Source organism: Sporomusa intestinalis (genome assembly GCF_055383785.1).
In genome coordinates this window covers 3,322,909-3,349,266 of the sequence record NZ_AP042390.1, presented here as the reverse complement: position 1 = coordinate 3,349,266, position 26,358 = coordinate 3,322,909, and the positions used below count along the sequence as shown (strand labels likewise).

The following is a 26,358-nucleotide window of genomic DNA, read 5'->3' as shown; positions in this document are numbered from 1 at the left end:
TTCCTTCCGGGCGGTCAAGTTCTCACACCGTGCTCACACCGGTGCCTGCTTTCTCACACCATACTCACAGCATTTTTGTTATGATGATTGTTACTGAATCAATCATTTAACGATAAGGGTGCAGCAGCTAATACGACTGAATAGGAATTTTAGGGAGAATATAATAACATGATAAATAGGTTGGTTTATTTACCCTGGGGGGCATTGGAACCAGGGCAACCATGCCGGCGGTTTTCCGGCTTCAATGAGACAGTCAGGCAGATTGCCGGGGCGGTGACTGTTGATGTTTAAGCTGTTTCGGGCATCAGGCTGTGCACTGGGAATCGATTTGGGGACCGCCAACACGCTGATCTATGACAAAGAGCAGGGGCTTGTTCTGCAGGAACCTTCGGTAGTGGCGGTGCTGCAACAGACCCGCGAGGTGCTGGCCGTAGGAACGGAAGCCAGGGCCATGCTGGGCCGGACCCCGGGGAACATCGTGGCCGTCCGGCCGCTGAAAAACGGGGTTATAGCTGATCTTGACATTACTCAGCAAATGTTGCAGTATTTTATGCGCAAAGCTGTTTCCGCCCGTTTTTATAGAAAGCCGCGGGTGGTTATCGGCGTTCCTTCGATTAATACCGAGGTGGAGAGAAGGGCAGTGGTTTCGGCGGCCACACAGGCCGGAGCCCAGGAAGTATATCTGGTTGAGGAGGCTATGGCAGCGGCTATTGGTGCAGGCTTGCCTGTGGAGGAACCTACAGGCAATATCGTGGTTGATATTGGCGGTGGAACAACCGAGGTGGCGGTCATTTCACTGGGCGGGATTGTCAGGAGTCAGGCTGTTCGTATCGGCGGCGCGGAAATGGACGAAGCGATCAGCCAATACGTAAAAAGAACACACAGCCTGATTATCGGGGAACGAACAGCGGAGGCTGTCAAGATGGCTATTGGCTCCACCGTCGCCATGCCGGCGGCTGAAGCACAACTGGAGATTCGTGGGCTCAATATGCTGAGCGGGCTGCCCAAGGCACTGGTCCTGTCCGAGCAGGAGGTGCGCCTTGCTTTGACTGAGCCGGTCGCTGCCATTGTTGAAGTGGTAAAAAGTACGCTGGAACGTACACCGCCTGAGCTGGTCGCTGATATTATAGACCGCGGCATGGTCCTGACCGGCGGCGGCGCTTTGCTGCGGGGGCTGGATGTGCTGCTGGTAAAAGAAACCGGCATTACGGTGTGTACCGCCGAGGATCCCCTTACTTGTGTGGCCCGTGGCACCGGAAAAATATTGGACAACCTCAAAATACTGCGCATGATGACGCACTCCCCATAAATATCTGGAAAGTATTTTCCGGTTTTATGAAAGGGGCCCTGGATTATGCTGTTGTTAAGCCTTCCGGTTATTGCTGACCAGCGCTGAGAAAATTGCAAGAGAGGAGGGGGTTTTGTGCGCTTATGTATGCCGTGTGCAAACAGACCAGGGTTGCTGCTGGATATTTCACTGGTTCTGGCAAACAAGGAATGCGAAATAGTATTTGCCGAAGTGGCTAAGGGGGCACTTTATCTCGAATGCCAGCTTGCTTTTGAGGAGCAAAAGCCGCAGATCATGATGGCATTGCAGCAGGTGAAGGGGATCTCCAAAGTGAGCGAAGTCCCTTATCTGCCGGCGCAAGAACGGACAGAGCAGCTTGAGGCTATCCTGACCTCCGTTCAGGCTGATTGGCCGTACAGGAGCTAAGGGGGCCGGCTACGCGCCCTGGTCAAGGATTGTGCTTTCGCCTGTCTATTGGTATACTAAAAAGAAACAGAAAAATCAGGATGGTGTTTTTTATTGCTTATGCTTATGGACTGATCTGGCAGCGTCTTTGCCGCCGTCTGGTGGGACGGCTTTTTTGTTGCCTTGGGAATAAACAGAAAGGGCCTAAGCCATGATGAAGACCATTGCTAAAAGCATTGCAAAATCAATAAAGACAGCAAAACAAGAGGTCAGCATGGGAGCGGTCGTCTATCGGGCAGGCATTATGATTGGTTTGATAACCGCCGCTTCCGCTATCGGGTATTTTTTTCGTGCGGTGGGATTACTGGAAACCAATATCGCTATTGTATACCTTTTAGCCGTTTTGTTAACAGCACGCTTTACCGATGGCTATGTTTTCGGTATCCTGGCTTCCTTACTGGCGTCATTTTTCTTTAACTTCTTATTTGTCGATCCTTTTTTCAATTTTTCAGTACATGCCCACAGATATGTTATTACTTTTATTATCATGACCATTGCGGCGCTGGTTACGAGTACCCTCACCACCCATGCCAAACAAAATGCCGCAGAAGCCTGTGAAAAAGAAAGCAACACCAAGATTTTGTATACATTGACAAACCATCTTACCGATGCAGCAGATATTCATGATATTGCGAGGATTGCAACAAGCGCTATCAGCAAAATGCTAACCAGTAATGTAGGGTGCCTTTGGTTTGATGCGAATGGAAAGCCGGAGAAGACTTTTATCCAGCAGATTTCTGCCCAAACGCAGATTCGCCGGGAAATAGAGGATGTGGACGTCCTGTTGCAGCGGATTGTGGGATTGAAAACCGACTATGATATCGGTCCGGAGTTTTATGACTGGCCAATCTATGGGCGGGAAACAACGCTCGGGATTATCCGGGTTCCCCAAGCCGCCGCCAAGACCATGAACGAATCACAAACCCGAATGCTGTACGCCATGATCGAAAGCACGGCCTTGGCAATGGACCGCTTTCGGGCCACACAGCAGCGGATAAAATTTAATGAAGAAATTGCCCAAGAGCGCTTTCGCGGCAATCTGCTGCGATCAATTTCTCATGATCTGCGCACCCCTCTTGCCGGCATCATCGGCACGTCGGAAATGCTGCTGAGTATGACGGTGAAGGACGACCGGCGCTACCCTCTGCTGGCGGGCATTCATAAAGATGCCAACTGGCTTCATTCTCTGGTTGAGAATATTTTGAGCCTGACCCGCTTGCAGGATGGAAGATTGGTGATCACCAAACAGGAGGAAGCCGCCGAAGAGGTCGTAGGTGCCGCGATCCGCCATATTTCCCGGCATTATCCAGAGTATGAAATAGCGGTTCATGTCCCTGAGGAATTGTTGCTTGTGCCAATGGACGCAAAACTAATCAGGCAGGTGCTTATCAATCTTTTGGATAATGCCGTCAAGCACACGGCACGTCACAATGGCATCAGTGTTTCGGCGACTAAGGACGCCGGGGAGGGTTATGCTGTTTTTTCGGTGCGCGACAGCGGTGAGGGAATTGCGGCCTCTGAGCTGCCCCATATCTTTCAGATGTTTTACACATCGCGGGTCAAGCATGCCGATGCGCAGCCCGGCATCGGGCTGGGACTGCCCATATGCGATGCGGTGGTGAAGGCCCATGGCGGGACCATAACGGCCCGCAACTGCACGAATGGCCAGGGAGCAGAGCTTGTCTTCACGCTCCCGCTGGAGGTGAATGACCATGAATCCGTATAACACCTATGTCCTGGCGGTTGAGGACGACAGGCAGATACGAAATTATATCTGCTACCTGCTGCAGGCCGAAGGTTTCAGGCACATTGCGGCCGGCAACGGTGAGAGTGCATTAAGCATACTTGTCTCAGAACCAATCGACCTGATGCTGCTTGATCTGGGACTGCCGGATATTGACGGCATGGAGATCATCAGGAAAGTGCGCGAATGGTCGGAAATGCCGATTATCGTTATTTCCGCCCGCGATCAGGACAAGGAGAAGGTGGCTGCGCTGGATCTGGGAGCCGACGATTATTTGACCAAGCCTTTTTCCGCAACCGAGCTGTTTGCCCGGATCCGTGTTGTGCTGCGGTATTTATATAAGCAAAATAGCGGTCACAAGGTGCAAAGTATCCTCAAGGTAGGCGGACTGCAAATGGACCTTGACAAACGCTTGCTCTATGTCGAGGGCAGAGAAACTCATGTTACGCCTATGGAATATAACCTGCTGACGCTGTTTTTTAAAAATATTGGCAAAGTGCTGACAACAAAGCAAATTCTGAAGGCAATATGGGGCGTGGGCTATGGCAGTGATACGCAGGCCCTGCGGGCCCTCATGGCCGGACTCAGACGGAAAATCGAGAAAAATCCGGCAAAACCACGGTATATCCTGACCGAGATAGGGGTCGGTTACCGGCTTGCTGATGAGTGAACTCGTTTCCGCAAAGCGGAACCATCAATACAATGCGTTCCCCCGGGCCATATCCGTATACGACGAAGTCATTTTGAGCCGGCTGCCGTTTTATCATTGCAACAGTGGTTAATAATCATAAGGAATTCTGCTTTGTTTGGCTAAAAATGGTAATTCAGGATACTGGGATAGTATATGGAGAATACTATGAACACAAAAAAAATGCTGTCTTTACCGCCCCCCACAAGGCCTTTGTCCAATAAGGCTATCAACCCAATTGCTGGATAAGAATTATTGCATTTTGAAATAGCTCCTTTTCTGGTAGGTGAAGGAGATCTTTTTAGATGCCGTTATCGAACTCCTGTCCAGATAAGGAATAGCCGGCGGTCTACAGCCGCTATACCGGGAAGGTGACGCCCTGCAGAAAGCTGCCGTCATAAAGCCGCTGCGTTTATTTGACCGCTCTTTAGCGTCAGTGGGGAGCAAAAGCAACAGGCTCTAAATGAGTGGCAGTCAGGCTGGAAAAAACAAAATCGCGCGGCTGCAGGTCTTTGGAAATCTATGGTAAAACACAAGATTGCTAAAGCGGCTGAGGCGGAGCAGGAGGTTAGGTTAGGCGAGTGGAAGTTAAGAAGAGCATGGAAGTGGCGCCGCAGTGATACTTCTGCATGTATACAGGATTTACTTCTCTAAACATACTATAAAACGAAATCGAAAAGTTGCGGAAGGAGCCGTTACACATGGAAACATTTAAAGACCTGCACAGGAGAATACAAGCTGCTTCGGCGCCGGACAATTCAAGTGGCGCACCTGCCAGCGATCTGTTTGAAGACTTTGATAAAAGCCAATTGAATTGTCTGTTCAACCCCGAAATTCATCCGGTATACTGGAACTTGGCAACCTGTCTGACCAAAGCGGCGGAAGCGGGCATTAAAATCTCCAAAGATGGGCAGGCCTGTATGGAATCGCTGCATAGTAAAGAGAAGCTGGCGTATGCGCTGATTGCTCCCGCTTTTCTTGGTCAATTCAGCGATGAAGTCACGCCGGGCATGCTGCGCAATGCTTTTAAACAGATGGGCTTCGACGGCATGGTTGAGGTTGCCGTGTTTGCCGATATCCTGACGCTCAAAGAGGCGCTTGAGTTTGACCGCAATATTAATACAGAAACTGACTACCAGTTGACAAGCTGCTGCTGCCCGATGTGGATTGCCATGATTCGCAAAATATACAGCGACCTGATGCCTCACGTTCCGGCAACGGTATCCCCGATGATCGCGGCCGGGAGGACGGTGAAAATTCTTCATCCTGACGCCCTGACGGTGTTTATCGGCCCCTGTGTCGCTAAAAAAGCAGAAGCGAAAGAACCGGACCTGCAGGGGGCTATCGACCATGTGCTGACTTTTCAGGAAACCAAGGAATTATTCGATCTCTTAAAGGTCGATTTGACCCTGTTCGCCGCCAGCGAGAAAGAAAATTCCTCCAGGGCCGGGCGAATTTACGCCCGGGTTGGCGGTGTCAGCGAAGCTGTAAAAAATACCGTTGAACGTCTCAACCCCAACCGGAGAATCGCTATAAAAACGCGTCAAGCGGATGGTGTACCGGCTTGCAAGGCCATGATCGACGAATTAAAATCCGGACAGGTCAACGCCAATTTTTTTGAGGGCATGGGCTGTGTCGGCGGTTGTGTCGGCGGACCCAAATCCATTCTTGACCGGGATACCGCCACGAAGCATGTTAACGACTATGGTGACAAGGCGCTTTATCCCACTCCGATTGACAATCCATATGTGATCGAACTGCTGCATAGGCTGGGATTTGATACCCCGGAAAACCTGATTGAAGACAATAAGTTCTTTACCCGCAAATTTTAAATACTGGAAAAGGGGGGCATAGCGCTTTTGCAAAAAGCGCTATGCCCCCTATCCATAATGCCACCATATTGTTTTACCCTCCGCAGGCCAATTTGCAGCATTAGTCACAGTTCAAAATCAGCCCAGCGCCAGACAGGTCAGCCCGGCCAGAATAACGAGAGCGGCAGCAATACGAAGTGCAGCGTCACCTTCGGCTAGAAGCCGCGCCCCCATTATCGCGCCGATTAAGATGCTTACTTCTCTTGCGGGGGCCACATAGCTTACCGGTGTAAAAACCATAGCTGTGAGAACGAGAATATATGACAACGGACACAAAACGGCTACCCCAAAAACCGCAGGCCGGTTTGTTTGCCATTGATCTGTTACCGTTTCCCGGTTTTTCATGGCATAGGGGAGCAGCAAAAGGGCCTGGCAGACGGTGGTGCCCCAGTACATCAGTATGGGGGGAATGGCCAGGATGCTGACGGCATACTTATCCCAAAGGGTATAGCTGGCAATAAAAAAGCCGGTTAAAATAGCAAAGACTATGGCTTGGGCTGCTTTGGCCTCCGCATATTTTGCCGGGTTGCCTAACAGCAGGAAGACCCCGACCGCGATACACACCGTACCCATTATTGCAAGCAGGGAAGGCTGTTCTCCCAGCAAGAAAACCGCGGCCAGGGTGGAGAGTAAGGGACCCGAGCCGCGAGCCAAAGGATACACCAGCGAAAGATCGCCAACACCATAGCCTTTATTTAACAACACAAAGTACCCGGTATGCAACAGCGCGCTGCCAAGCATAAAAAAGACGGATTCCCAGGTGAAGTGGGATTTTGTAGTCCACATTGCGCTGATAACGACCGGGATATAAATTACCGATGCCACCGCATTGAACAACCAGACAAAAACGGCGCCGCCACAAGCCTTTTTGGCTATATAGTTCCAGAAGGCATGAAAAAAGGCCGCGCTGAGAAGCAGCAGGAAAGCCAGGCCAGTCAAAATATTCCCCCCTTGTTGTAGTGACAAGTATTGCTGATTTTTCCTCTCTATGTTAATTTTAGATATAGAATATTGAATTGTAAAACGAGATATTTTTGTATTTCTTATAGAAGTTTTTTATAGGTGGTGAGATTGGGGTGTACTTCCTGGGAATCGAAGCTTTTCTGGCCATTATGCAAACCGGGAGTCTGAAAAAAGCCGCTGATTCGCTGCATTTGACGCAAGCCACGATCAGTTACCGGCTGAAAACATTGGAGCAGCTTCTGGGAAAAACGCTTATCGAACGGAATAAAGGCGCCCATACTGTTGCCTTGACGACAGCGGGAAAAGAATTTATCGGTATTGCCGAACGCTGGCGAGTATTAAAACTGGAAACAGACGCCTGGCAGAACCATAGCCCCGCATTGCAGCTTGCCATTGGCGGGTCCATGAGCCTTAACCGCTATCTTTTGCCACCGGTATTTCAGGCGCTAAGCCGGCATATACCTGAATTGCAGCTTCAGCTGCGGACTGAGCATTCGTCTGAACTTTACAACTGTGTAGAACGGCGGGAAATAGATGCAGCTTTTGTAAAAAGGGAGTTGTCTGTGCCAAATGTAGAAATAGAAAGTTTTTATGTTGATGAGATGGTACTGGTTCGGCCTTTAACACCGGAAAATATTGAAACAAGGCTAGTTCATCCGCAAGAATTGAGAGGTGAATATGAACTGTATATCCATTCTACCGGCTGGGGCGACGCTTATCCAATATGGCATGATCGGTGGTGGGGGACTGGTTGTGCCCCACGTATTAAAATCGATAGTACCGGAATGATATTTCCGATGATGCAAGACCCTAGGCAGTGGGCCATTGCTCCTAAAACAATAGCAACCGCATTTATGAAGCTAGGGCAATGCGCTATTCAGCAATTAGCCGATCCACCGCCACCCCTGGTATATTATAAAATAACCCATGCTTCCCCTAAGCCGGCAGCGGCCGCGGGCCTGAAAATATTGAACCGGTATCTTGGGCTGCTTGACAAACAGGGCTGGAGGATATCTTCAATTCAGTAGCTCTGATCAAGATACGTAACAGGCTCCACAGTCCCGCCATTAAGAAGGCATGGATAGAAAAGCCGCCTCAGGCAGTAGACTGTAAGAAACTAGCATTATCAAGGTAGCGTACTCTATCTAAATTGGAAAATACATGGCAATAGAAAGGCACCGAATTACGGTGCCTTTCATGTAGTGCGGGCCGGATTTCTGTGCTTTTCTTCCGCACCTGGTGTAGTTCCTCTGCAGCAATTTATTAGCACCACCGCAAATTTATGGACAATGTAGTTTTGCTTTAAAATAGATTTTATATTTATAATTATTAAATTGTTATGAATATTTAACTATAGTATATTAAATTTGTGATGCAATAATAGCAAAGGGGGAAAGAAAGTGGGAAAATTGAGTGAACAAGAATTCCAAGCGTATCTAAAACAGATCAGAGAATTGACAGAAGGCACATTCGATAAGATGCAAAAAGACATTGAGGTTACGAATGTGTTTCCCGAGGAATTTTATCAACTAGGCATTAAAAATAACCTGTATCGTTGCTCGCTGCCAATAGAGTATGGCGGGTGGGGCCTCTCTGAACTGGAAATTCTGAAGGTGCAAGAGGAATTTAGCCGTGGTCCCGGCGGCATGCGAATGCATCTGCACTATGCCATGGATCTCAACTGGCGTCCTTTGTACGACTTTGGCAGCGAAGAACTTAAGTCTGAGTTAATGCCCGGTTTTCAGGACAGATCGGTCTTTACCTGCTGGGCCGTCACCGAGGAAACAGGCGGCACGGGCGCCGATATTAAAACAACGGCTGTAAAAGACGGTGATGATTATATCATTAACGGGGAAAAATTCTTAATCTCACATACTGACTGCTGCAATTATGCCTATATTACTGTTCTTACTGATCCTAATGCCGATAAGGATCACCGTCTCTCCACCTTCATGGTGCCTTGCGACACCCCAGGCTACGAAGTGACGCCTATGCCCCATATGATGGGGTGCCGCGGTTCAGGCCATACTGGCTTAAAGTTTACCAACATGAGGGTCAGCAAGAAATATCTGCTCGGCAAAGAAGGCGATGGTCTTCATATCTCCATTCACTCGCTGTCTGTCTCCCGTGTCCACATCGCGGCCAGCAATTTGGGCATGGCTCAGCGTATGCTAGATATTTCCCTTAAGCGGGCCCATGATCGTATTACCTTTGGCAAGCCCATCATTGAACGCCAGGCTATCCGAATGAAGATTGCCGACATGGCTACCCATATCCATGCCCTACGTACCATGGTGTATGATTTTGCGAAGGATTATGAACAGGATCCCCAAGGGGAATATATTGAGGAAAAAGCGGCTATGTGCAAGCTGTTCAGCATCTGGGTTACCAAGGTGTGCGGCGATGAAATGCTGGAGATTTTCGGCGGCATTGGTTATTTCGAGGATTGCGAATATGGTCCTACTGAGCGCTTGTACCGCGACTCACGCGCCATGTGGCTGGAGGAAGGCACTCCCACCGTACAGCGCATTACCATTTCCCGCCAGACTATTAAACACGGCGGTCATTTAGAATATCTGGATTAATCCAAAGCAATCTGCGGACATGCCGGAGGGCCATCAGTATTAAGCTGATGACCCTCTTAATACAATACGGAGAGGATTTAGCTTCAAAGCCGGTTCTAACCCAATCCGGAATGTAGCCGGCCAGCTTCCCGCTATTTAGGTAGCAGATTAAAATAGATTATCAGGAAGTTTCGTGAAACCTGGGAAAGTGTTCTGGGTAAAGACCAAAGCGCGTGTACCTCCCGGCTATGCAGGATATGGAAGAGCGAATAATGCCCCTGCAAGATAGGGCGAGCTTAAGCTACGATTAAATTTAAGAATATATTGGGAGGTCTGGAGTGTGGCAAAGCAGGAATTTGGACCGCTAAGAAGCAGGGCAGCAAGAAAACCCTGGCCGGAATGTCCTGAGATTGTAATCTACCGCTGTAGTCATTGCGGCAGACTGTACCAGGGACTGAGCTATGACACCCCGGCTCAGGCCCCGGCCTGCTGTGACGCGTCCATGGAGCGGCTAAAACCGCTGCATTTAATGGACCTGTCACCCGAAATTAATGTGGACTATAAAATCGTTGGTGGGTTCAATCAGAGTGCGGTGCAGGTATTCTGGGAAATGGAGCAACCGGAGGATAAACCAGAGTGGGTTTTACTTAAAACGTTTACCGGCGGTTATCTCAAATATGTTACTGCCAGGAAGCGACCGCCCCTGGTATTCCCTTTAGCCGACGAGGACGCCTATGTATATTGCGACAGGAGCATGTGCCAAGAATGTGTTTTTCGCTGCAAGCGAGGTTTTATTATTTATCTATATATCAAAAACAAGGGACTGCTGGCAGTGCCTGTGGAAAAGTTGGCGGGCTATTTTAAACTTTAGCAAGCTGTTGCCGGCCAACGTAACTCTTTATTACGGCAGTGAGCTTCCCGGCTGTTCAAGGGGCGTGTGGCGACAGTCCCGAATCCAGTGGATAAAAAAGTTTTTAAAGTTAGAAAGAACCGGAGACGGTCTTTTTTTTTGGAAAACCACCGAAAGAGTCCTCAGCGCTTTAGGTGTAAAGCGGACAATAGCAATATTTTTTCGGGGCGCAGCCATAATTGTTCGCCCGGAAATCATTGCAATGCCCATTCCTTCAGCCACAAGCCCCAGGCAGGTATCGGTATATTGCGTGTTATAGCCGAATCTTGGTTCAAATCCAGCCCGTTTACAAGCCTCAAGCGTATCCAGAAACAAGCCGGAGGCCTTGGAAAAGCAAATGAACACTTCCTGTGCAGCCTCGCGCAAATCAATGGTCCCTCTGGCCGCAAACCGGTGGGATGTGCTGGTGATCAGCACTATTTCATCATTGACCAGGGGATATGATTCTAAGGGGATCTTTCCGGGCTTGTATTTGTTGAAAGCGGTAAGAAATGCTACATCGATTTTGCCGCTATACAGTAAGGGGTATAAATCAAAGCATTCCGCCTCGTGAAAATCGAGGGATATTTTTGGATAGGTTTTCTGGAACTCGGCAATAAGCGAAGTGATACTATAAGCACCAAGGGCTGGCGTATTGCCAATGAATATTTGTCCGCTTTCCCCGATTACATATTTTTGCATCGCAATATTAATACCATCAATATTCTGCATGATTTTCTTAGCATTTTCAACAAATTCAATACCTGCCGGCGTCAAGTGAACCGAGCGTGTGGTTCGTCCGAATAAGATGACACCTAATTCATCCTCCAGTTTTTTTATTTGTTGGGATAAAGACGAAGGCGTTACACAAACTTCAGCGGCTGCACGGGAAAAGTTTTGGTGCTTGGCTACCGTCAAGACGTATTTAAGCTGATATATTTCCATAGGCAGACTTCCTTTCCGTTGTTGATATTTTAAAATGAATATTCTGTCAAAACAAACCAATGTCCTGCTTGAAAAGGATAGTGTTACTATTCTGTAAATGCAAAACTGTTTACCATAAAAATTTATTGCTGTTATTTTATAATCTATAATTATTAAGTTTGGCTAATTGATCGTAAATGAATGCCGATATTGCGCCAAATATGTACCTGCGTTTTCTAATGTGTTATTTAGTGCTGCTAATGGATAGGGTTGACTATGTAAAATATCTTCGCAATATTTTTAATATTTAAACTTAATTAATTGTTGTAAATTATTAACTATAGTACATTGAACATGACTAAACCTAAAGACAAATACCAGCCGGATAAATTATTAATAAAAGGGAGTGAGGAAACCTTCTAAAGCCAGCATTAAGAAAATTTTCGATAAAAAAATCCATGGCTTATTAAGTTATAGTTAAAGGAGGATAATTATGAATGCAAAGACGGGAAATAAACGCTGGATGATCGTAGCTCTGATGTTGCTGAGCTATGCTGTTATGTATATCTGCCGTACCAGTATGTCTATTGCCGGGCCGGTAATGATGAAGGATTTTAACTGGAGCGCCACTCAGTTTGGCTTGGTCTCGACCGCATTTTTCATAGGTTATGCTCTCACCATGATGCCTGCCGGTTATTTGGCCGACCGGTTTGGCAGCGGAAAAATCATGGTATTTGGCATTTTACTGTACTCTTTATTTACTTTCCTAACCCCTTTTGGCGCTACAATCAGCATGCTGATCCTGCTGCGCGCCGTAGTGGGCATCGGACAGGGGGTAATTTTGCCTTGCAATGGCTCCTTGCTGGCGCAGTGGGTTCCCAAAAAGGAATCGGCAACGGCGCAGGGAATCGTTATGATTGGTACGCCTCTGGGGATAACGCTTACTATGCCGCTGGCAATTTTCTTTATGCAGCACTATGACTGGAAGACTGTTTTTTATGCCTTCGCTTTTTTGGGCCCAATTTGGATTTTGCTATGGAGCCAGCTGGGAAAGAACAAACCGGAATTGCACCCTTCCATAACCAGGGAAGAAGTAGAATATATCAGAGCCGATCAGGGACCCGGACAAATAACGGCGGCAGCGGCCAGCGTGACGCCGGGAGAGGTCTTCCGGAATGGATCGGTATGGACCTCCGCCCTGGCCTACTTTACCAGCAACTATCTCTTCTTTTTATTCTTTGCCTGGCTACCGACCTATTTTGTAAATGGCCGTGGCTTTACCCTGGTTAAAAGTGGTTATATGACCATGATCCCCTATATGTTTGCTATGATTGCCTACCCGCTTGGCGGAATTCTGGCCGACCGGGCCGCGAAAAAATTCGGCAATAATATGGGCAGAAAGCTATTCCCCATTGTCGGGCTGATCGGAGCCGGTATCTTCCTGGTACTGGGGACCCGCGTGGCGAGTGCGGAGGGGGCTATCGCGCTTATCACCATTTCGATATTTTTCTTATCCATAACCCAGGCTCCTTTTTTCTCAATGCCGCCGATTTTTTCCGCCAAAAATGCAGGTAAGATTATTGGTTTATATGGCTTCTGCGGCACCTGCGCCGGTTTGACCGCACCGATATTGACCGGGGCTATTATCGATTATACCAAAAGTTATGATTATGCCCTGTTTTTTGGTGCTGCCGTAGCCGTAGCCGGTGCAATTATTCTCCTGACCCTCTGCAGTGTAAAAGCGGTCGAAAGCAAAGCCGCGGTTGAGGTTCCTCCGGCTGCTTCTAAGCTTCCGTAAAACTCTGTCAGAGCTGAACAGGTCTGTCCCAGTCTAGCTGCGATACTCTCGCTCTATATTTCCGCTACTTGTGCCTTGCCCCTGCGTTTTTTAGAGCCTGAATATCGCCATTTCCGCTGGTGAAAATGATGCTTTGTCTATTTGCTGATAAGAAGCTGCTGTAACGACGGTACGACCGGTTTCCTAACCGGCGATAAACAGGATTCACAATAGTGGGAGGAGGAGGCGCTATGGCAAAGGTTGGAAATAAACGGTGGGGGATTATTTTTCTGATTGTTCTCTGTTATGTAGTTTTATATATGGATCGTTCCTGTATGTCAATCGCCGGTCCTGTGATGATGCGACACTTCAACTGGACCGCCACCGAGTACGGCCTGGTTTCCACCGCGTTTTTTATCGGCTATGGCTGTACCCAGCTTCTCGGCGGCTGGCTGGCCGACCGGTACGGCGGCGGTAAGGTTGTCATGATCGGAGCCCTATGGTGGTCTGTGTTCGTATTTCTGACTCCATTTGGCTCAACCCTGGGCTTAATGATATTAATCCGCATTGCGATGGGGTGGGGTGAAGGTGTCACTTTACCAGCCAATTCTTCCATAGTAGCGCAATGGATGCCCAAGAAAGAATCAGGGCTGGCCCAGGGTCTGTGCCTTATGGGCGTTCCCATCGGGATGGTTGTTACCATGCCGCTTTCCATCTGGATTATGCAAACCTGGAGCTGGCAAATGATATTTTACTCTTTTGCCTTTATTGCGCCGTTCTGGGTTTTACTGTGGTTAAAATATGGCGCCAACCGGCCGGAGCAGCATCCGGCAATCAGCCAGGAAGAGTTGGCTTATATCAGGGAGGATCAGGGTTCACAGGATCCGGCGGCTTCCACGGCAAACCTGACTGCCCGGGATATATTTTCAACAGGTTCGGTGTGGAGCTGCGCGATTGCCTATTTTTGTGCCAACTACCTGCTATACTTGTTCATGACCTGGCTGCCTAATTACTTTGCCTTAGGTCGGCACCTGGACATGGCCAAGACAGGGCTATACTCCATGTTTCCTTACATTGTTGCCACTTTCACGTATCCGCTGGGGGGCTATTTAGCCGATCGCGCCGCTAAGAAATTTGGCGACAATATCGGCCGGAAGCTATATCCTATTGCCGGTATGATTGCCGCCGGTTTTCTGCTGGTAATTGGGTCCCAGGCCCCCGGCGCCGCTGCCGCCATGGCGCTCATATCAGCCTCCAATGGCCTGTTATGCCTGACTATGGGCGGGTTTTACTCGATGCCAATGGTCTTCTCCCATAAGAATGCCGGCAAAATAACCGGGTTATTTGCCACTTTCGCCACAATTGGCGGCATAAGCGCGCCCACCATAACCGGCTTTATTATTGATTATTTCGGCAGCTATGAGTATGCTTTGTTTTTAGGCGCCGGCATTGCCGTGGCGGGAGCCGTTATTCTGCTTACAACCTGTAAAGTGGCGGCAATTAAAGTAAAAGCCGCAGCCGGCTGAATTATTGCCAATGGCTCCTGCCCAGTCCCAATCATACTGAACAGGAGCCATTTCCATTATAGGTTATTTTCAAACTAAAATTTGATAGGTGAGTTATGTCTATTGTGCCAACTGCCTTTGTTGGCGTTTTTTTTATTGAAAGACAAATGTAATAATTCAGTAATTTTAAATAATAAAAGTTTATGAAGAATAAGCCGGATGATTCCGACTGATTAAAATAGCTAACAATTTACTATTGGTGTAGCTGTAATTAACACTAACATTTACTTTACGATTATTAAATTGTTGGCAATATTTAACTAGAGTATAGTGAAGCTTGAGAAGTAAAGGTTGAGGGAGACCTTGTAGGAAAGCGGCGAACTTCTTCAAGACCCATGCGATGTGGTTGACCTTAGGAACTAAAAAATTAAAAAGGAGCTGAAAACATGAGTAAGCCAGCTAAAGAAAATTGGGTGAATACTCTTCCCCTGCAAGGCCAGGTTGCCATTGTAACCGGCGGCGGGACCGGGATTGGTCGCGGCATTGCGGAAACTTTTGCGGCTGCCGGGGCCAAGGTAGTGGTTGCCGGACGCCGGGAAGATAAGCTGGCGGAAGCCTGCGCGGCAATTGCGGCTGGCGGCGGGGAAGCTCTTGGCATCCGTACCGACGTTACGGCCCAGGCAGACATTGATAACCTGGTGGAGCAGACCTGTAAGGCCTTTGGCACTGTTACTATTCTTGTTAATAATTCAGGTATGGCGCTGCCGCGGTGCAACATGCTGGAGGTGGCCAGAGAAGACTGGGAAACACTCTTTGCCCTGAATATGACATCGGCCTTTTTCGTTTCCCAGGCCGTGGCCCGGGTTATGGCCAGGAATGGTGGCGGCCGCATTGTAAACATGACCTCGCAAAGAGGGATCAATGCCCTGCCGGGCATTGTCGCCTATTGCACGGCCAAAGGGGCCCTGATGGCCATGACCCGCGCGCTGGCCATAGATCTGGCGCCCAATAATATAAATGTGAACGCCGTCGCACCCGGCTATGTTCAGACAGATATGGTCGCCGGCTTACTGGCTGACCCGGAGCGGTTGAAATTTGTTATCGACCGTACGCCTTTGCGCAAAATGGGGACAGTGGATGAAATGGCCGCCGCCGTTTTGTATCTAGTCATTCCCCAGTCAGCCTATACCACCGGCCAGACTCTTATTCTCGACGGCGGCTGGTCCTGCTGGTAAGCCGGCCAAGCGCCGGGCAAACCCACTCAAACCTGAATAAACTAAGAGGAGATGATTATTATGCAAGGCATGATGGATGCTGTTATCAAGACCAAGGCCGCTCCCTGTAGCATGGAATTTGCCTCTGTCCCCATTCCCAAGATTACCCCGGACCAGGTTTTGATCCGGATCAAGGCCAGCGGGATCTGCGGCACAGACCACTCCCTGTATCACTGGAACGAAGCCATTGCCAATTCTTATAAGCTGGAGTTTCCTTCTATCTTCGGCCATGAATTCTCCGGCGTCATTGCCGAAGTAGGCAGCCAGGTCACAGGCATGGCTGTGGGCGAACGGGTTACTGTCAATCCCATACTTTATTGCGGCCAATGCAGCTATTGCGCCGAAGGCATTATCAATATCTGTGACAACCGCCCCTTTTTAGGGACTGATTATAACGGCGGCTTTGCCCAGTATGTTGCTGTGCGGGCCCAGAACATAATCAAACTGCCTGATTCGGTAAGCTTCAAATCTGGCGCTTTAATGGAACCGCTTTGCGTTGCCATCCATGCCGTGGAAAGGGTCAAGCCGGCCTTTGGCGAGACGGCCGTTGTTGTTGGCCCGGGTGCCATTGGGTTGTTAATGCTGTTAGTTCTGAAAAATATGGGCGTCGGCAAGGTAATAGTAATCGGTGCGGGTGCGGACAGGGAGAGACTGGCAACAGCAGTCGCCTTAGGCGCCGATTACACGATCAATGTAGATGAGCAGGAGCCTGTGGCCAAAGTAAAAGAGCTTACCGGCGGCAGAGGGGCGGATGTAATTTTGGATGCCGCAGGTCATCATTCCGTAGTGCCGCAGGCAGTTCAGATGGTAGCCAAGCACGGCAAGATCGGGGTATCCGGCTTGCCGGCCAAGCCCAGCGAGCTGCTGATGACGCAAATCGCCATGCGGGAAATCAGCATTGTCGGCAACCGGGCTTACGAACGCAAGACCTGGTTCCAGGCCGCCAGAATGATTGATGGCGGATTGAACGTCGAACCGATCGGCACTCATACGCTTCCACTTAAGGACTGGGAAAAAGGTATGGAGCTGCTTGACCGGAGAGAGGGATTGCGGATTATTTTGGAGCCCTGATTTGTTGCGTAATGACATGACGGTAAACTTGGTCCCAACACAGCTTGGGGCCAAATTTACTGTTAGCAGCCATCGATTAACCGCAGGTAGAAAAGGGGAGGATGATACCTATGAGTGCCAAGTCGTTTGCTGGCCTGAAAATTCTTGATTTAACAAGATATTTGCCGGGCGGGTACGCAACCCAGGTATTTGCCGATCTGGGGGCGGAAGTAATCAAAGTGGAGGAAATCGCAAAAGGCGATTTTTGCCGGGGAGATGAGCCTAAAATCAATGATGTCAGCTATTATTTCGCCGCCTTATGCCGCAACAAAAAAAGCCTGGCCATCAATCTCAAAAGTGACGACGGCCGGCAAATCTTCAGGCGGCTGGCGGCAGAGGCCGATATAATCGTTGAAAATTTCCGGCCCGGCGTTACCGGACGGTTGGGCATTGATTATGAGGCAATCAGGCAGATAAACCCTGCTGTCATTTATTGCTCTTTGTCCGGTTTCGGACAGAACAATCCGTTAAGCGTCAAAGCCATTCATGATTTAAACCTGCAGGCGTTGAGCGGTTATTTGTCGCTCAACGGCGGCAAACCTTCGCCGATTCATTTAGTGGACGCGGCCACCGCCATGGTTGGGGCGATGGGAGTTCTTGCCGCCCTGTTTCACCGTGAAGTGACCGGGGAAGGGCAATATGTCGATGTATCCATGTTCGAAGCCTTTGTCTGGTGGCTCAGTCTGCTCTATAGCAGATTCCACTTCCAGGGGAATGAGATTTCCCCGGAAACTATAGAATATCCGGCGCTTTGCTACAACACCTATGAAACCAAAGACAAAAAGCTGCTGGCCTTTGGCATGGTGGAAGATAAATTTTGGAAAGAGTTTTGTGAAAATACCGGCCTGGAAGAGTTAATTCCCAAGCAATTTTTGCGGCGCCAGGAGGATCCGGCGGCTTGGGAAGCAATGTGCGACCTGGTCAAGGGCAAGACCCAGGCGGAATGGCTGGAGTGGCTCAGTGGCCGGGATATTTGCATCACTCCGGTCAAGACCATAGGAGAGGCCGTACAGGATATTCTGGCCGCCAATACCGGGATTATGAATTATCTGGAGTTCCCGGCGGTTGGCAGGATACTGCAAACAGGCCTGCCGTTAAACCTTTCGGCCCTGCCGGTATCGCTGCTGGCGGCTATGCCGCCTCCGGCCTTGGGCGAGCACACTAAAGAACTGTTAACGCATCTGGGGTTCAGCGAAGGCGAGATTAAAGCCCTGGCTAAGCAGGGCGTGGTTGGCGGTCTGTGAATGGAAAGACCGCCAGCTGTTCAGCTTTAAAATTATTAGATAATTTAAAAATGTTATATTGTGGTCAAAAATGAAGTGTAATATATTGAAACATGGCAAGACCAAACGACCGGCAGGGACGTTGCGGTTATAAGTTTGTTTTTGCCGTTACATTATATGTTTTTGGGGGGATTATTATGGGACATATATTAACAGCCGAGCAAAAAGAACTGATCGAAATGGTAAGAAACTTTGCGGCTAAAGAAGTAAAACCGCATGTTAAAGAGCTTGACGAAAAAGGCGAATTTCCGTTGGCCCTTCTCAGGCAGGCTTTCGACATGGGCCTGCATTGCCTCGAAATACCTGAGGAATATGGCGGCTCCGGGCTGGATTATCAGACAACCGCCGTCATCTTCGAAGAACTGGCCAAAGTGGACGCCGGCTATGCTATTTCGCTTGTCACCACCTTTGTTGCGTTGCGGTCGGTTATTATGGCCGGCAATGAAGCCCAGAAGAAGCTGTTTGCCGACATTATCGTACCGGGGGCCTTCGGCGCCTTTTGCCTGACAGAGCCCAATTCCGGCTCGGACGCCGGAGCAATGCGGGCTATCGCCGTTAGAGACGGCGATGAGTATATAATTAACGCCAATAAGTGTTTTGTTACCAACGGGGGCGTAGCCGACGTATACGTGGTATTCGCCGCTACCGACAAGAGCAAGGGTATTAAGGGAATATCGGCCTTTATTGTGGAACGAAACCGTCCGGGCATTACTGTTGGCAAGCATGAAGACAAAATGGGCCTGAGGCTGTCAAACACTACCGATGTAACCTTTACCGATGTCAGGGTTCCGGCCGGCCATCGACTGGGCAAAGAGGGAACAGGTTTTACCACGGCTATGAATACCCTGAATGTTTCCCGGGCTTTTGTTGGCGCTTTGGCTGTCGGCATCTGCCAGGCCGCCATTGACGAAGCCGTGAAATACGCCAAGGAAAGAGTGCAGTTCAAAAAGCCTATCGGCCAATTCCAGGCCGTGCAAATGCTCCTGGCCGATATGGAAATACAGACTGAGGCCGCTCGGCAACTGGTTCGCCATGCCATGGTTTTAATGGATGACAATAAGCCTGTTGTCAAAGAAGGCTCAATTACCAAAACCTTCTGCGGCGATACCGTGGTGAGGGTTACTACCGACGCTGTTCAGATTTTTGGCGGCTACGGCGTCAGCAAAGAATATCCGGTTGAAAAACTGATGAGAGATTCAAAAGTATTCCAAATCTTCGAAGGCACAAATCAAATTCAAAGAGTAGTCATTGCCAGAGAAATGTTAAAGTAATTTTATTCGCATATTTGACGTAAGGGGAGGAAGTACTTTATGAATATTTTAGTTTGTGTTAAGCAAGTGCCGGATACTGCGGAAATAAAGATCGATCCGGTGACAAACACCCTGATTCGAAGCGGTGTGCCAAGCATTGTCAATCCGTTTGACGCCAATGCCCTGGAAGCAGCGGTGCAGCTCAAGGAAGCCCACGGCGGCACTGTCACCGTCCTCAGCATGGGACCCGAGCAAGCCAAAAATGCCTTACGGGAATGTCTGGCACTCGGCGCCGACAAGGCAGTGCTGCTCAGCGATCGGCTGTTTGGCGGTTCAGATACCCTGGCAACAAGCTACATACTGGCAACCGCTATCAAAAAGCTTGGCAATTTCGATTTAATTCTATGTGGCAAGCAAGCCATAGACGGCGATACCGGCCAGGTTGGACCGGAAATAGCGGAACATCTAGGCATCGCGCAAGTAACTTTCGCCGCCAGGCTGGAGCGTAACGCAGGCAGTATTACCGTCAACCGGGAGCATGACGAGGGCTATGAAATCGTGGCAGCCAAACTGCCGGCAGTAGTTACGGTGGTAAAATCAATTAATAAGCCCAGATACCCGTCGATCAAGAGTAAAATGGCAGCCAATAAAGCAGTGATACCGGTGCTCACGGCTGCCGATTTGCCGGAAATCGACACGGCGCGCATCGGCCTTAAGGGTTCGCCCACCAAGGTGAAGAAAACCTTCACGCCGCCCCGCAAGGAATCGGGCATCAGGATTGAGGGGGAAGCAGGGTGCGAATGCGCGTTGAAGCTGCTAGGAAAGTTAACGGAAGCCAAGCTGGTTTAAAGGAGTGGTGAAGATGAATATTGCTGATTATAAACATGTATGGGTATTTATTGAGCAGGCCTGCGGTGAAGCTAAAAATGTGGGCTTAGAGCTTTTAAACCAGGGGAGGATTCTGGCCGGGGCGCATAATGAGAAGCTGATTGGCGTGGTTATCGGCCAGGAGGTGACGGCAGCCGTCCAGGCAGCCATTGCCTACGGCGCCGACGAGGTCATTCTGGTAGAGGGTGAGGAATATAAAGACTATAATACCGATGGCTACACCAATGTAATGGTCAAGCTGGTCGAAAAGTTTAAGCCCTCGGCGTTGCTAATCGGGGCTTCCAATAATGGTCGGGATTTAGGCCCGCGGGTAGCTGGCCGGCTGGCTACCGGCCTGACGGCCGACTGCACCGGCCTGGGGATTAACGAAGAAACCGGCGACGTTGCCTGGACCAGGCCGGCCTTTGGCGGCAATCTGATGGCTACTATCCTGTGTTCCGGCACCCGGCCGCAAATCGGCACAGTAAGGCCCGGCGTATTTAAAAAAGCCTGCCCTGATCCTGCTCGCAAGGCGCCGGTCATCAGGGAAGAGATTAGAACCCCTGCCGCCGAAATCCGTACTAAGGTTATAGGTTTTATCAAAACCGCGGGTGAGGCGGCCGTCAATCTGGAGGCAGCCGAGATCATAGTTTCCGGCGGCAGAGGTATGGCTAAGCCTGAGAATTTTGCCCTGCTGAAAGAACTGGCCGAGCTCCTGGGCGGCGCCGTGGGGGCATCCAGGGCTGCCGTGGATGCCGGCTGGGTGCCGCCGTTGCAGCAGGTAGGCCAGACGGGAAAGACGGTCGGGCCCAGAATATATATTGCCTGCGGCATTTCCGGGGCGATTCAGCATTTGGCCGGAATGTCGTCCTCCGATATTATTGTGGCCATCAATAAGGACCCGGACGCTCCCATCTTCGATATTGCCGATTATGGCGTTGTCGGTGATGTATTTGAGGTTCTTCCCGTATTGATTGAAGAGATCAGGAAACTTAAAGCAAGTTGAATTTCTTTGTTCTGATCTTACCTAATTAAAAAAGCAGCGGGGAGTTGAGCGGAATGTCGGCAGGGCTTACGATTAACGAATCCCGGAAGCGGGAATACCGCCGGCGAGGCTACTGGGGCGATGCCACCCTGATTGATTACTGGAACCTGTCGGTGTTGAGTTCGCCGGAAAAGACGGCGGTAATTGACTTCCAGGGAACGCGTTATACCTATGCTGAACTTGATGACGCCGCCGGCAGGGTAGCCTCTTTTTTGCAAGTGGCGGGAGTGGCGCCAGGCGATTTTGTCTCTCTGCAAATGCCCGGTTGGGCTGAATTTACTGTAATTTATATAGCCTGTCTGAAGGCGGGGGCGGTTGTCAATCCCGTTCTGCCATGTTACCGGGCGGACGAACTACGATACATCCTGAATAAATGTGAAACTAAAATACTTTTTTTCCCATCTGAGTTTCGGCGGTTTGACTATCTGCCTATGGTACGGCTGCTGCTCCCTCAGGTTCCCAGCTTAAAGGAAGCTGTGGCGGTGGAAAAAGGAAAGGCGGTGTCCGGAGGCTGGACATTAAGCCGGATCATCCGGAGCTACCCGCCGCTGGTCGCGCAAAGCGAACGCCGGGCGGATGATTTGGCGGCAGTTTTGTTTACTTCAGGCACGGACGGCTTTCCCAAAGGGGTTATGTTTACCCACAATACTATTATTGCGAGCGAGAAGGCCTTTGCCGCCGCCTTGAATTTCAACTTTCTTGACGTCATGCTGATGATGGCGCCCCTGGCCCATGCCACCGGCTTTCACCACGGCGTAACGGCCCCTTTTCTGTTTGGCGCCAGAAGCGTGCTCCAGGATATATTTACCGCTGATGCCAGCCTGGCTTTAATCGCGCAGGAACGGTGCACCTGCAGCATGGGCGCCACACCCTTTGTCTACGATATTCTTCGCTCCCTTAAAAGCGGGAGCCATGATATAGCTTCCCTGCGCTTCTTTTTGTGCGGCGGCGCTCCCATCCCCCGGCACCTGGTTAAAGAAGCCGGGGAAGCAGGCCTGCAGGTCAGGGGGGTTTACGGATCGACTGAGAGTATACCGCATACGGCCGTACGGCTCCATGATTCCCTGGAGAAAGTGATCAATACCGATGGTGCGGCCGTACCAAGCGTGGAGATAAAGGTGGTGGATGCAGCCCGGCAGCCAGTGCCGGCAGGCGGAGAAGGTGAAGAAGCCTCCCGCGGGCCCAATGTCTTTGTGGGCTATCTGAAGGAGCCCGGGCTAACGGCACAGGTCCTGGACGAGGAGGGCTGGTACTATAGCGGCGACCTCTGCTGCATGGATGAGGACGGCTATATCAGGATTACCGGCAGGAAGAAGGACGTAATCATTCGCGGCGGGGAAAATATCAGCAGTGTTGAAGTTGAAAATATTTTACTCCAAATGCCGGCGGTCCGGGCTGCCGGGGTCGTGGCTATGCCTGACCCCAGACTGGGGGAAAGAATTTGCGCTTACGTGGTTTTAGAAGCAGGGGAGGAGGGACTTTCCCTGGCCGACATACAGTCTTTTTTTGCGGAAAAAAAAGTGGCCAAGTGCAAATATCCCGAGCGCCTGGAGCTAATAGACAATCTTCCCAGGACGGCATCAGGCAAGATCCAAAAGTTTGTATTGCGTCAGGATATTAAAAATAAGCTAAACCGGCAAATGTTGGCCAACTGACACTGGCCTAGCTGGATAAAGGAGAGAGTTTACACATATGAACGGTTTAGAGGGAATACGGGTAGTTGAGCTGACCTCCTATGTGGCGGCACCGGCCTGTCCGAGAATTCTTGGCGAAATGGGTGCGGAAGTCATTAAGGTTGAACCATTTACCGGTGATGAACAACGCACTCAGGGCCCCGGCTTTGGTATGAAGCGGAATGACAAGGAAGACCCTGCCTTTGATATGAGCAGCCTTAACAAGAACTGGCTTAGTGTGAACCTCAAAAACCCCGCGGGCCTTGCCTTCGTCTATAAGCTGGTGGAGAGCGCCGATATTGTTGTCACCAGTTTCCGGGATAAAGCTTTGGTAAAACTGGGCCTGGACTATGAGACCCTCAGCGCCAGATTTCCCCATATCGTTTATGGGCATATGCGCGGCTACGGCGAAAGAGGGCCGGAAAAAGATGCCAAAGGCTTTGATGCTACCGCCTATTCGGCCCGCGGCGGCCTGATTACCAGCTTTCCGCAGAAGGGCGAAAGTCCGGTTAACGTACCGGCGGCCTTTGGCGACTTCAACGCGTCCGTTGCTTTAACCGCCGGCGTCTTAGCCGCCCTGGTCAACAAGCAGAGAACCGGCAGGGGTGACAAAGTAGTTGTCAATCTCTATCACATGGCTGTCTGGGCAATGCAGATTGCTATGGTTTCCCGCCAGGCCGGTGCCGAGTACCCCAGATCAAGAAAAGAGGTTCCCTGTCCCACCAATAATTGTTATAAATCACGGGACGATATCTGGTTCCTCATCTGCAACGGCAACTACAATAAATATTTTGACGAAATGGTTACCGCATTTGGCCTTGAGCACCTTGTTGGCAACACTGATTATAATACGCTGGAGGCAATCGGCGAGCATAAGCGCACAGGGGAAGTAATTGCCATGCTGGAAGCAGCGTTTGCAAAAAAAACCTTTGCCGAATGGGAAGTTATTTTTAGAAAGCACGAGATTCCCTACCAAAAATGCCATACCGTTGATGATGTTCTTGCCGACGAGGAAGCTTACGCGAATGACATTTTGCGACCTTTATATTACCAAGCGTTTGGCAGGCGGGTTATTCCTACAAGTCCAATCAGACTGAAGAGTGTCGGCGACCCCGAGCTTAGAATTTCTAAGCCAATCGGCTACCACACGCGTGAGTACCTGTTGAAATATGGCTATTCTGAGCAGGACATTGTTAGATTGGAAGCAGCCGGCGCTGTTAAATGCTTTCGAGGATAGTTGTACCAGACCGTTTCAGCGCGGTGATTATCTCTTTTTATCCCGTGCAAGCCGCGGAGAACCGGCAACTATAGCCCGTATGGCGGTTTTTCTGGCGTCAACACAGGCGAAATGGGTTACCGGGGATCTTTCCTGTTGATGGAAGGCTTAAAACAAATTAAAACGTTATGCGCAAGGTGGCGAGTTTAAGGGCTATTCATTGCCGCAAAAGAAGCAGGCCGGTTTTATTTGTACAAATCCGGCCTGCTTCTAATTGGGCTTGCAAAAATTCGCTTTTATGCGTGTACACTAAAATCAATCGCTGCTTTTGGAGTGCTTTCTTACCGTTAAAATTGGGCAACATCAAAAAAATTATTATGAACGATTTGGCTGGGACCCGGCGAATACTGGTAATAACGTTACGCTGTAATCGTTCGGGCTTGAAGGCTGGGACGGTTGAGCGGCAGCGATGAAAAATGATAATAATTTTTTATTATTAAAGGAGGAATTTTATTATCGTGGTAGAATATTGTAAAATATAAAAGATATTCTGAAAAATGTGATTTGGGAGAATGCTATGAAATCAAAGCTTGAGACACATATTCCGCTAGTGAATTTTATTGCCGATATTATCGGGCCGCAGTGTGAAGTGCTGCTGCATGATGTTGTTGATGTGCAACACTCGGTAATAGCTGTCCGCAACGGGTATATAAGCGGACGGCAGCTGGGGTGCCCGTTGACTGATTTTGGGTTGGAATTGCTGGAAAACAAAGTCTATCTGAAACAAAACGCAATTGTCAACTATTTAAGCCGTACTGCCGGCGGCGAGAAACTAAGGTCATCCACTTATTTTATTAAGGATGAAAACGATGAATTAATCGGCATGCTGTGCGTCAATATTCTCGTTTCTCCGAATAACCAGGTGGTGAAGGACCTGACAGACAAACTCATCCATGTGTTATTTGCCAATAACGGGGCAGGCAATACATCGGTGCAGGAAAATGAGAAAGTCGTAGAATCCTTGCACTCCTCGATTGAAAATGTGGTGGAATCGGCCATAAGCAAAGTTCTTGACACCTATGATATCCCGGTGGAGCGAATGTCGATTGAGGAAAAAACCGCTATTGTCCAGAAATTGAATGCGAATGGCATCTTCAAGATTAAAGGCGCCATTACCAAAGTGGCTAGTACGTTACAGACCTCGGAAAGTACTATCTACCGCTATCTAGCCGCCAAATAGCCGGAGAGACTGTGGTGCAGAAGTTGCGGGGTTTAGCGGGTGAAGTACCAATACTTCACCGCCGCCGACTTTTGTGCCGGGAATTTTGGCCTCGCATTATAAAAAGGATCAATATTTTTTTTGCGTATTTATAATAAAAAAAAATTATCATAAAAATAATTTATTATGCATTTTGGTGTTTTTACAGCTTGGCAGTCTAATACGGTTTAAATGGTAGGCATGAGCCTGCCTTTATGCTGTATTTGGGAGACAAATACATGTCTCAAATATAAACAGACTGAAACTTACCGCAATCAAACTACTGACCATCATTACAAAGGAGGCAAAGAATGAAAGAAGTAATTGCAACCAAAAACGCTCCCCAGGCCATCGGCCCTTATTCACAAGCCACTCTGTTTGGCGGCTACCTGTTTACATCCGGTCAAATCGCGATTGATCCCCGCACCGGTGAGGTTGTTGCCGGCGGCATTGAAGCCCAGTCCGTACAAGTTATGGAAAACCTTAAGCAGGTGCTGCAGGCAGGGGGAATGAGTTTTGACGATGTTGTCAAAACCACGGTCTTTATTACCAATATGGATAATTTTGCTGCTGTAAATGAAGTCTATGGGCGCTATTTTACCGGCAAGCTGCCGGCCCGGTCGTGTGTCGGGGTGGCGAATCTGCCGAAAGGCGTTTTAGTCGAAATTGAAGTTATCGCTGGCCGTCACAGCAAATAAGGAGAT

Annotated in this window: 23 protein-coding genes; 21 read left to right on the top strand and 2 right to left on the bottom strand. The window is 49.4% G+C overall.

What is annotated here, in order from left to right; translation table 11 throughout:
* The first annotated feature begins 168 nt into the window (after positions 1-168).
* From ACZ481_RS15865 to ACZ481_RS15840, 6 genes are all read left to right on the top strand, one after another.
* Positions 169-291, top strand: a complete 123-nt coding sequence (locus ACZ481_RS15865; RefSeq protein WP_464766325.1) for a hypothetical protein — start codon at positions 169-171, stop codon at positions 289-291.
* The gene (locus ACZ481_RS15860; RefSeq protein WP_464766324.1) at positions 284-1,309 is read left to right on the top strand and encodes a rod shape-determining protein; all 1,026 of its coding nucleotides are present in this window, start codon (positions 284-286) and stop codon (positions 1,307-1,309) included. Before ACZ481_RS15865 ends, ACZ481_RS15860 begins: the two co-directional genes overlap by 8 nt.
* A 114-nt stretch (positions 1,310-1,423) precedes the next feature.
* A complete protein-coding gene (locus ACZ481_RS15855; protein WP_464766323.1) occupies positions 1,424-1,714 on the top strand; it encodes a hypothetical protein in 291 nt (96 codons plus the stop codon).
* Positions 1,715-1,904: 190 nt separating this feature from the next.
* Positions 1,905-3,479 carry an ATP-binding protein gene (locus ACZ481_RS15850; RefSeq protein ID WP_464766322.1) on the top strand — a complete coding sequence of 525 codons (1,575 nt, stop codon included), beginning with the start codon at positions 1,905-1,907 and terminating at the stop codon, positions 3,477-3,479.
* The gene (locus ACZ481_RS15845; RefSeq protein WP_464766321.1) at positions 3,466-4,167 is read left to right on the top strand and encodes a response regulator; all 702 of its coding nucleotides are present in this window, start codon (positions 3,466-3,468) and stop codon (positions 4,165-4,167) included. Before ACZ481_RS15850 ends, ACZ481_RS15845 begins: the two co-directional genes overlap by 14 nt.
* A 719-nt stretch (positions 4,168-4,886) precedes the next feature.
* A complete protein-coding gene (locus ACZ481_RS15840; RefSeq protein ID WP_464766320.1) occupies positions 4,887-6,017 on the top strand; it encodes a [Fe-Fe] hydrogenase large subunit C-terminal domain-containing protein in 1,131 nt (376 codons plus the stop codon).
* A gap of 117 nt (positions 6,018-6,134) precedes the next feature.
* Here ACZ481_RS15840 and ACZ481_RS15835 read toward each other — a convergent pair whose 3' ends face one another.
* Entirely contained in the window at positions 6,135-6,995 is an 861-nt protein-coding gene (locus ACZ481_RS15835) for an EamA family transporter (RefSeq protein ID WP_464766319.1), read from the bottom strand.
* A gap of 137 nt (positions 6,996-7,132) precedes the next feature.
* Between ACZ481_RS15835 and ACZ481_RS15830 the strand changes: the two genes are divergently transcribed.
* The 3 genes from ACZ481_RS15830 (at position 7,133) to ACZ481_RS15820 (ending at position 10,454) form a co-directional block, all read left to right on the top strand.
* Positions 7,133-8,047, top strand: a complete 915-nt coding sequence (locus ACZ481_RS15830; RefSeq protein WP_464766318.1) for a LysR family transcriptional regulator — start codon at positions 7,133-7,135, stop codon at positions 8,045-8,047.
* A 372-nt stretch (positions 8,048-8,419) separates the two neighbouring features.
* The gene (locus ACZ481_RS15825; protein WP_464766317.1) at positions 8,420-9,604 is read left to right on the top strand and encodes an acyl-CoA dehydrogenase family protein; all 1,185 of its coding nucleotides are present in this window, start codon (positions 8,420-8,422) and stop codon (positions 9,602-9,604) included.
* Between the two features lie 319 nt (positions 9,605-9,923).
* Entirely contained in the window at positions 9,924-10,454 is a 531-nt protein-coding gene (locus tag ACZ481_RS15820; protein WP_464766316.1) for a hypothetical protein, read from the top strand.
* Between the two features lie 30 nt (positions 10,455-10,484).
* On the opposite strand, the gene ACZ481_RS15815 is transcribed toward ACZ481_RS15820, so the two are convergent.
* Complete coding sequence (locus ACZ481_RS15815; RefSeq protein ID WP_464766315.1) at positions 10,485-11,417, bottom strand: LysR family transcriptional regulator; 933 nt, start codon at positions 11,415-11,417, stop codon at positions 10,485-10,487.
* 472 nt (positions 11,418-11,889) lie between these two features.
* Here ACZ481_RS15815 and ACZ481_RS15810 point away from each other — a divergent pair, with 472 nt between their 5' ends.
* From ACZ481_RS15810 to ACZ481_RS15755, 12 genes are all read left to right on the top strand, one after another.
* A complete protein-coding gene (locus ACZ481_RS15810) occupies positions 11,890-13,194 on the top strand; it encodes an MFS transporter (protein WP_464766314.1) in 1,305 nt (434 codons plus the stop codon).
* 230 nt (positions 13,195-13,424) lie between these two features.
* Entirely contained in the window at positions 13,425-14,699 is a 1,275-nt protein-coding gene (locus ACZ481_RS15805; protein WP_464766313.1) for an MFS transporter, read from the top strand.
* Between the two features lie 425 nt (positions 14,700-15,124).
* Positions 15,125-15,913: an SDR family NAD(P)-dependent oxidoreductase gene (locus ACZ481_RS15800; RefSeq protein WP_464766312.1), complete on the top strand. Its 789-nt coding sequence runs from the start codon at positions 15,125-15,127 to the stop codon at positions 15,911-15,913.
* A 60-nt stretch (positions 15,914-15,973) separates the two neighbouring features.
* Positions 15,974-17,023: a zinc-dependent alcohol dehydrogenase gene (locus ACZ481_RS15795; RefSeq protein ID WP_464766311.1), complete on the top strand. Its 1,050-nt coding sequence runs from the start codon at positions 15,974-15,976 to the stop codon at positions 17,021-17,023.
* Between the two features lie 110 nt (positions 17,024-17,133).
* Positions 17,134-18,306, top strand: a complete 1,173-nt coding sequence (locus ACZ481_RS15790; protein WP_464766310.1) for a CaiB/BaiF CoA transferase family protein — start codon at positions 17,134-17,136, stop codon at positions 18,304-18,306.
* A gap of 176 nt (positions 18,307-18,482) precedes the next feature.
* Positions 18,483-19,616, top strand: coding sequence for an acyl-CoA dehydrogenase family protein (locus ACZ481_RS15785; protein WP_464766309.1), 1,134 nt, complete (start codon positions 18,483-18,485; stop codon positions 19,614-19,616).
* Positions 19,617-19,655: 39 nt separating this feature from the next.
* Entirely contained in the window at positions 19,656-20,444 is a 789-nt protein-coding gene (locus ACZ481_RS15780) for an electron transfer flavoprotein subunit beta/FixA family protein (RefSeq protein ID WP_464766308.1), read from the top strand.
* 13 nt (positions 20,445-20,457) lie between these two features.
* The gene (locus tag ACZ481_RS15775; RefSeq protein ID WP_464766307.1) at positions 20,458-21,468 is read left to right on the top strand and encodes an electron transfer flavoprotein subunit alpha/FixB family protein; all 1,011 of its coding nucleotides are present in this window, start codon (positions 20,458-20,460) and stop codon (positions 21,466-21,468) included.
* Between the two features lie 53 nt (positions 21,469-21,521).
* Positions 21,522-23,162, top strand: a complete 1,641-nt coding sequence (gene fadK / locus ACZ481_RS15770; RefSeq protein ID WP_464766306.1) for a medium-chain fatty-acid--CoA ligase — start codon at positions 21,522-21,524, stop codon at positions 23,160-23,162.
* 37 nt (positions 23,163-23,199) lie between these two features.
* Complete coding sequence (locus tag ACZ481_RS15765) at positions 23,200-24,417, top strand: CaiB/BaiF CoA transferase family protein (protein WP_464766305.1); 1,218 nt, start codon at positions 23,200-23,202, stop codon at positions 24,415-24,417.
* 556 nt (positions 24,418-24,973) lie between these two features.
* Positions 24,974-25,636, top strand: a complete 663-nt coding sequence (locus tag ACZ481_RS15760) for a helix-turn-helix transcriptional regulator (RefSeq protein WP_464766304.1) — start codon at positions 24,974-24,976, stop codon at positions 25,634-25,636.
* Positions 25,637-25,965: 329 nt separating this feature from the next.
* The gene (locus ACZ481_RS15755; protein ID WP_464766303.1) at positions 25,966-26,352 is read left to right on the top strand and encodes a RidA family protein; all 387 of its coding nucleotides are present in this window, start codon (positions 25,966-25,968) and stop codon (positions 26,350-26,352) included.
* The last annotated feature ends 6 nt before the right edge of the window (positions 26,353-26,358 follow it).

Bases quoted from the DNA above. Each gene is read 5' to 3' on its own strand.
- ACZ481_RS15865 (WP_464766325.1), top strand. From the start codon at position 169: ATGATAAATAGGTTGGTTTATTTACCCTGGGGGGCATTGGAACCAGGG.
- ACZ481_RS15780 (WP_464766308.1), top strand. From the start codon at position 19,656: ATGAATATTTTAGTTTGTGTTAAGCAAGTGCCGGATACTGCGGAAATA.
- ACZ481_RS15850 (WP_464766322.1), top strand. From the start codon at position 1,905: ATGATGAAGACCATTGCTAAAAGCATTGCAAAATCAATAAAGACAGCA.
- ACZ481_RS15785 (WP_464766309.1), top strand. From the start codon at position 18,483: ATGGGACATATATTAACAGCCGAGCAAAAAGAACTGATCGAAATGGTA.
- ACZ481_RS15860 (WP_464766324.1), top strand. From the start codon at position 284: ATGTTTAAGCTGTTTCGGGCATCAGGCTGTGCACTGGGAATCGATTTG.
- ACZ481_RS15790 (WP_464766310.1), top strand. From the start codon at position 17,134: ATGAGTGCCAAGTCGTTTGCTGGCCTGAAAATTCTTGATTTAACAAGA.
- ACZ481_RS15765 (WP_464766305.1), top strand. From the start codon at position 23,200: ATGAACGGTTTAGAGGGAATACGGGTAGTTGAGCTGACCTCCTATGTG.
- ACZ481_RS15805 (WP_464766313.1), top strand. From the start codon at position 13,425: ATGGCAAAGGTTGGAAATAAACGGTGGGGGATTATTTTTCTGATTGTT.
- fadK (WP_464766306.1), top strand. From the start codon at position 21,522: ATGTCGGCAGGGCTTACGATTAACGAATCCCGGAAGCGGGAATACCGC.
- ACZ481_RS15845 (WP_464766321.1), top strand. From the start codon at position 3,466: ATGAATCCGTATAACACCTATGTCCTGGCGGTTGAGGACGACAGGCAG.
- ACZ481_RS15760 (WP_464766304.1), top strand. From the start codon at position 24,974: ATGAAATCAAAGCTTGAGACACATATTCCGCTAGTGAATTTTATTGCC.
- ACZ481_RS15840 (WP_464766320.1), top strand. From the start codon at position 4,887: ATGGAAACATTTAAAGACCTGCACAGGAGAATACAAGCTGCTTCGGCG.
- ACZ481_RS15810 (WP_464766314.1), top strand. From the start codon at position 11,890: ATGAATGCAAAGACGGGAAATAAACGCTGGATGATCGTAGCTCTGATG.
- ACZ481_RS15815 (WP_464766315.1), bottom strand. From the start codon at position 11,417: ATGGAAATATATCAGCTTAAATACGTCTTGACGGTAGCCAAGCACCAA.
- ACZ481_RS15775 (WP_464766307.1), top strand. From the start codon at position 20,458: ATGAATATTGCTGATTATAAACATGTATGGGTATTTATTGAGCAGGCC.
- ACZ481_RS15800 (WP_464766312.1), top strand. From the start codon at position 15,125: ATGAGTAAGCCAGCTAAAGAAAATTGGGTGAATACTCTTCCCCTGCAA.
- ACZ481_RS15755 (WP_464766303.1), top strand. From the start codon at position 25,966: ATGAAAGAAGTAATTGCAACCAAAAACGCTCCCCAGGCCATCGGCCCT.
- ACZ481_RS15795 (WP_464766311.1), top strand. From the start codon at position 15,974: ATGCAAGGCATGATGGATGCTGTTATCAAGACCAAGGCCGCTCCCTGT.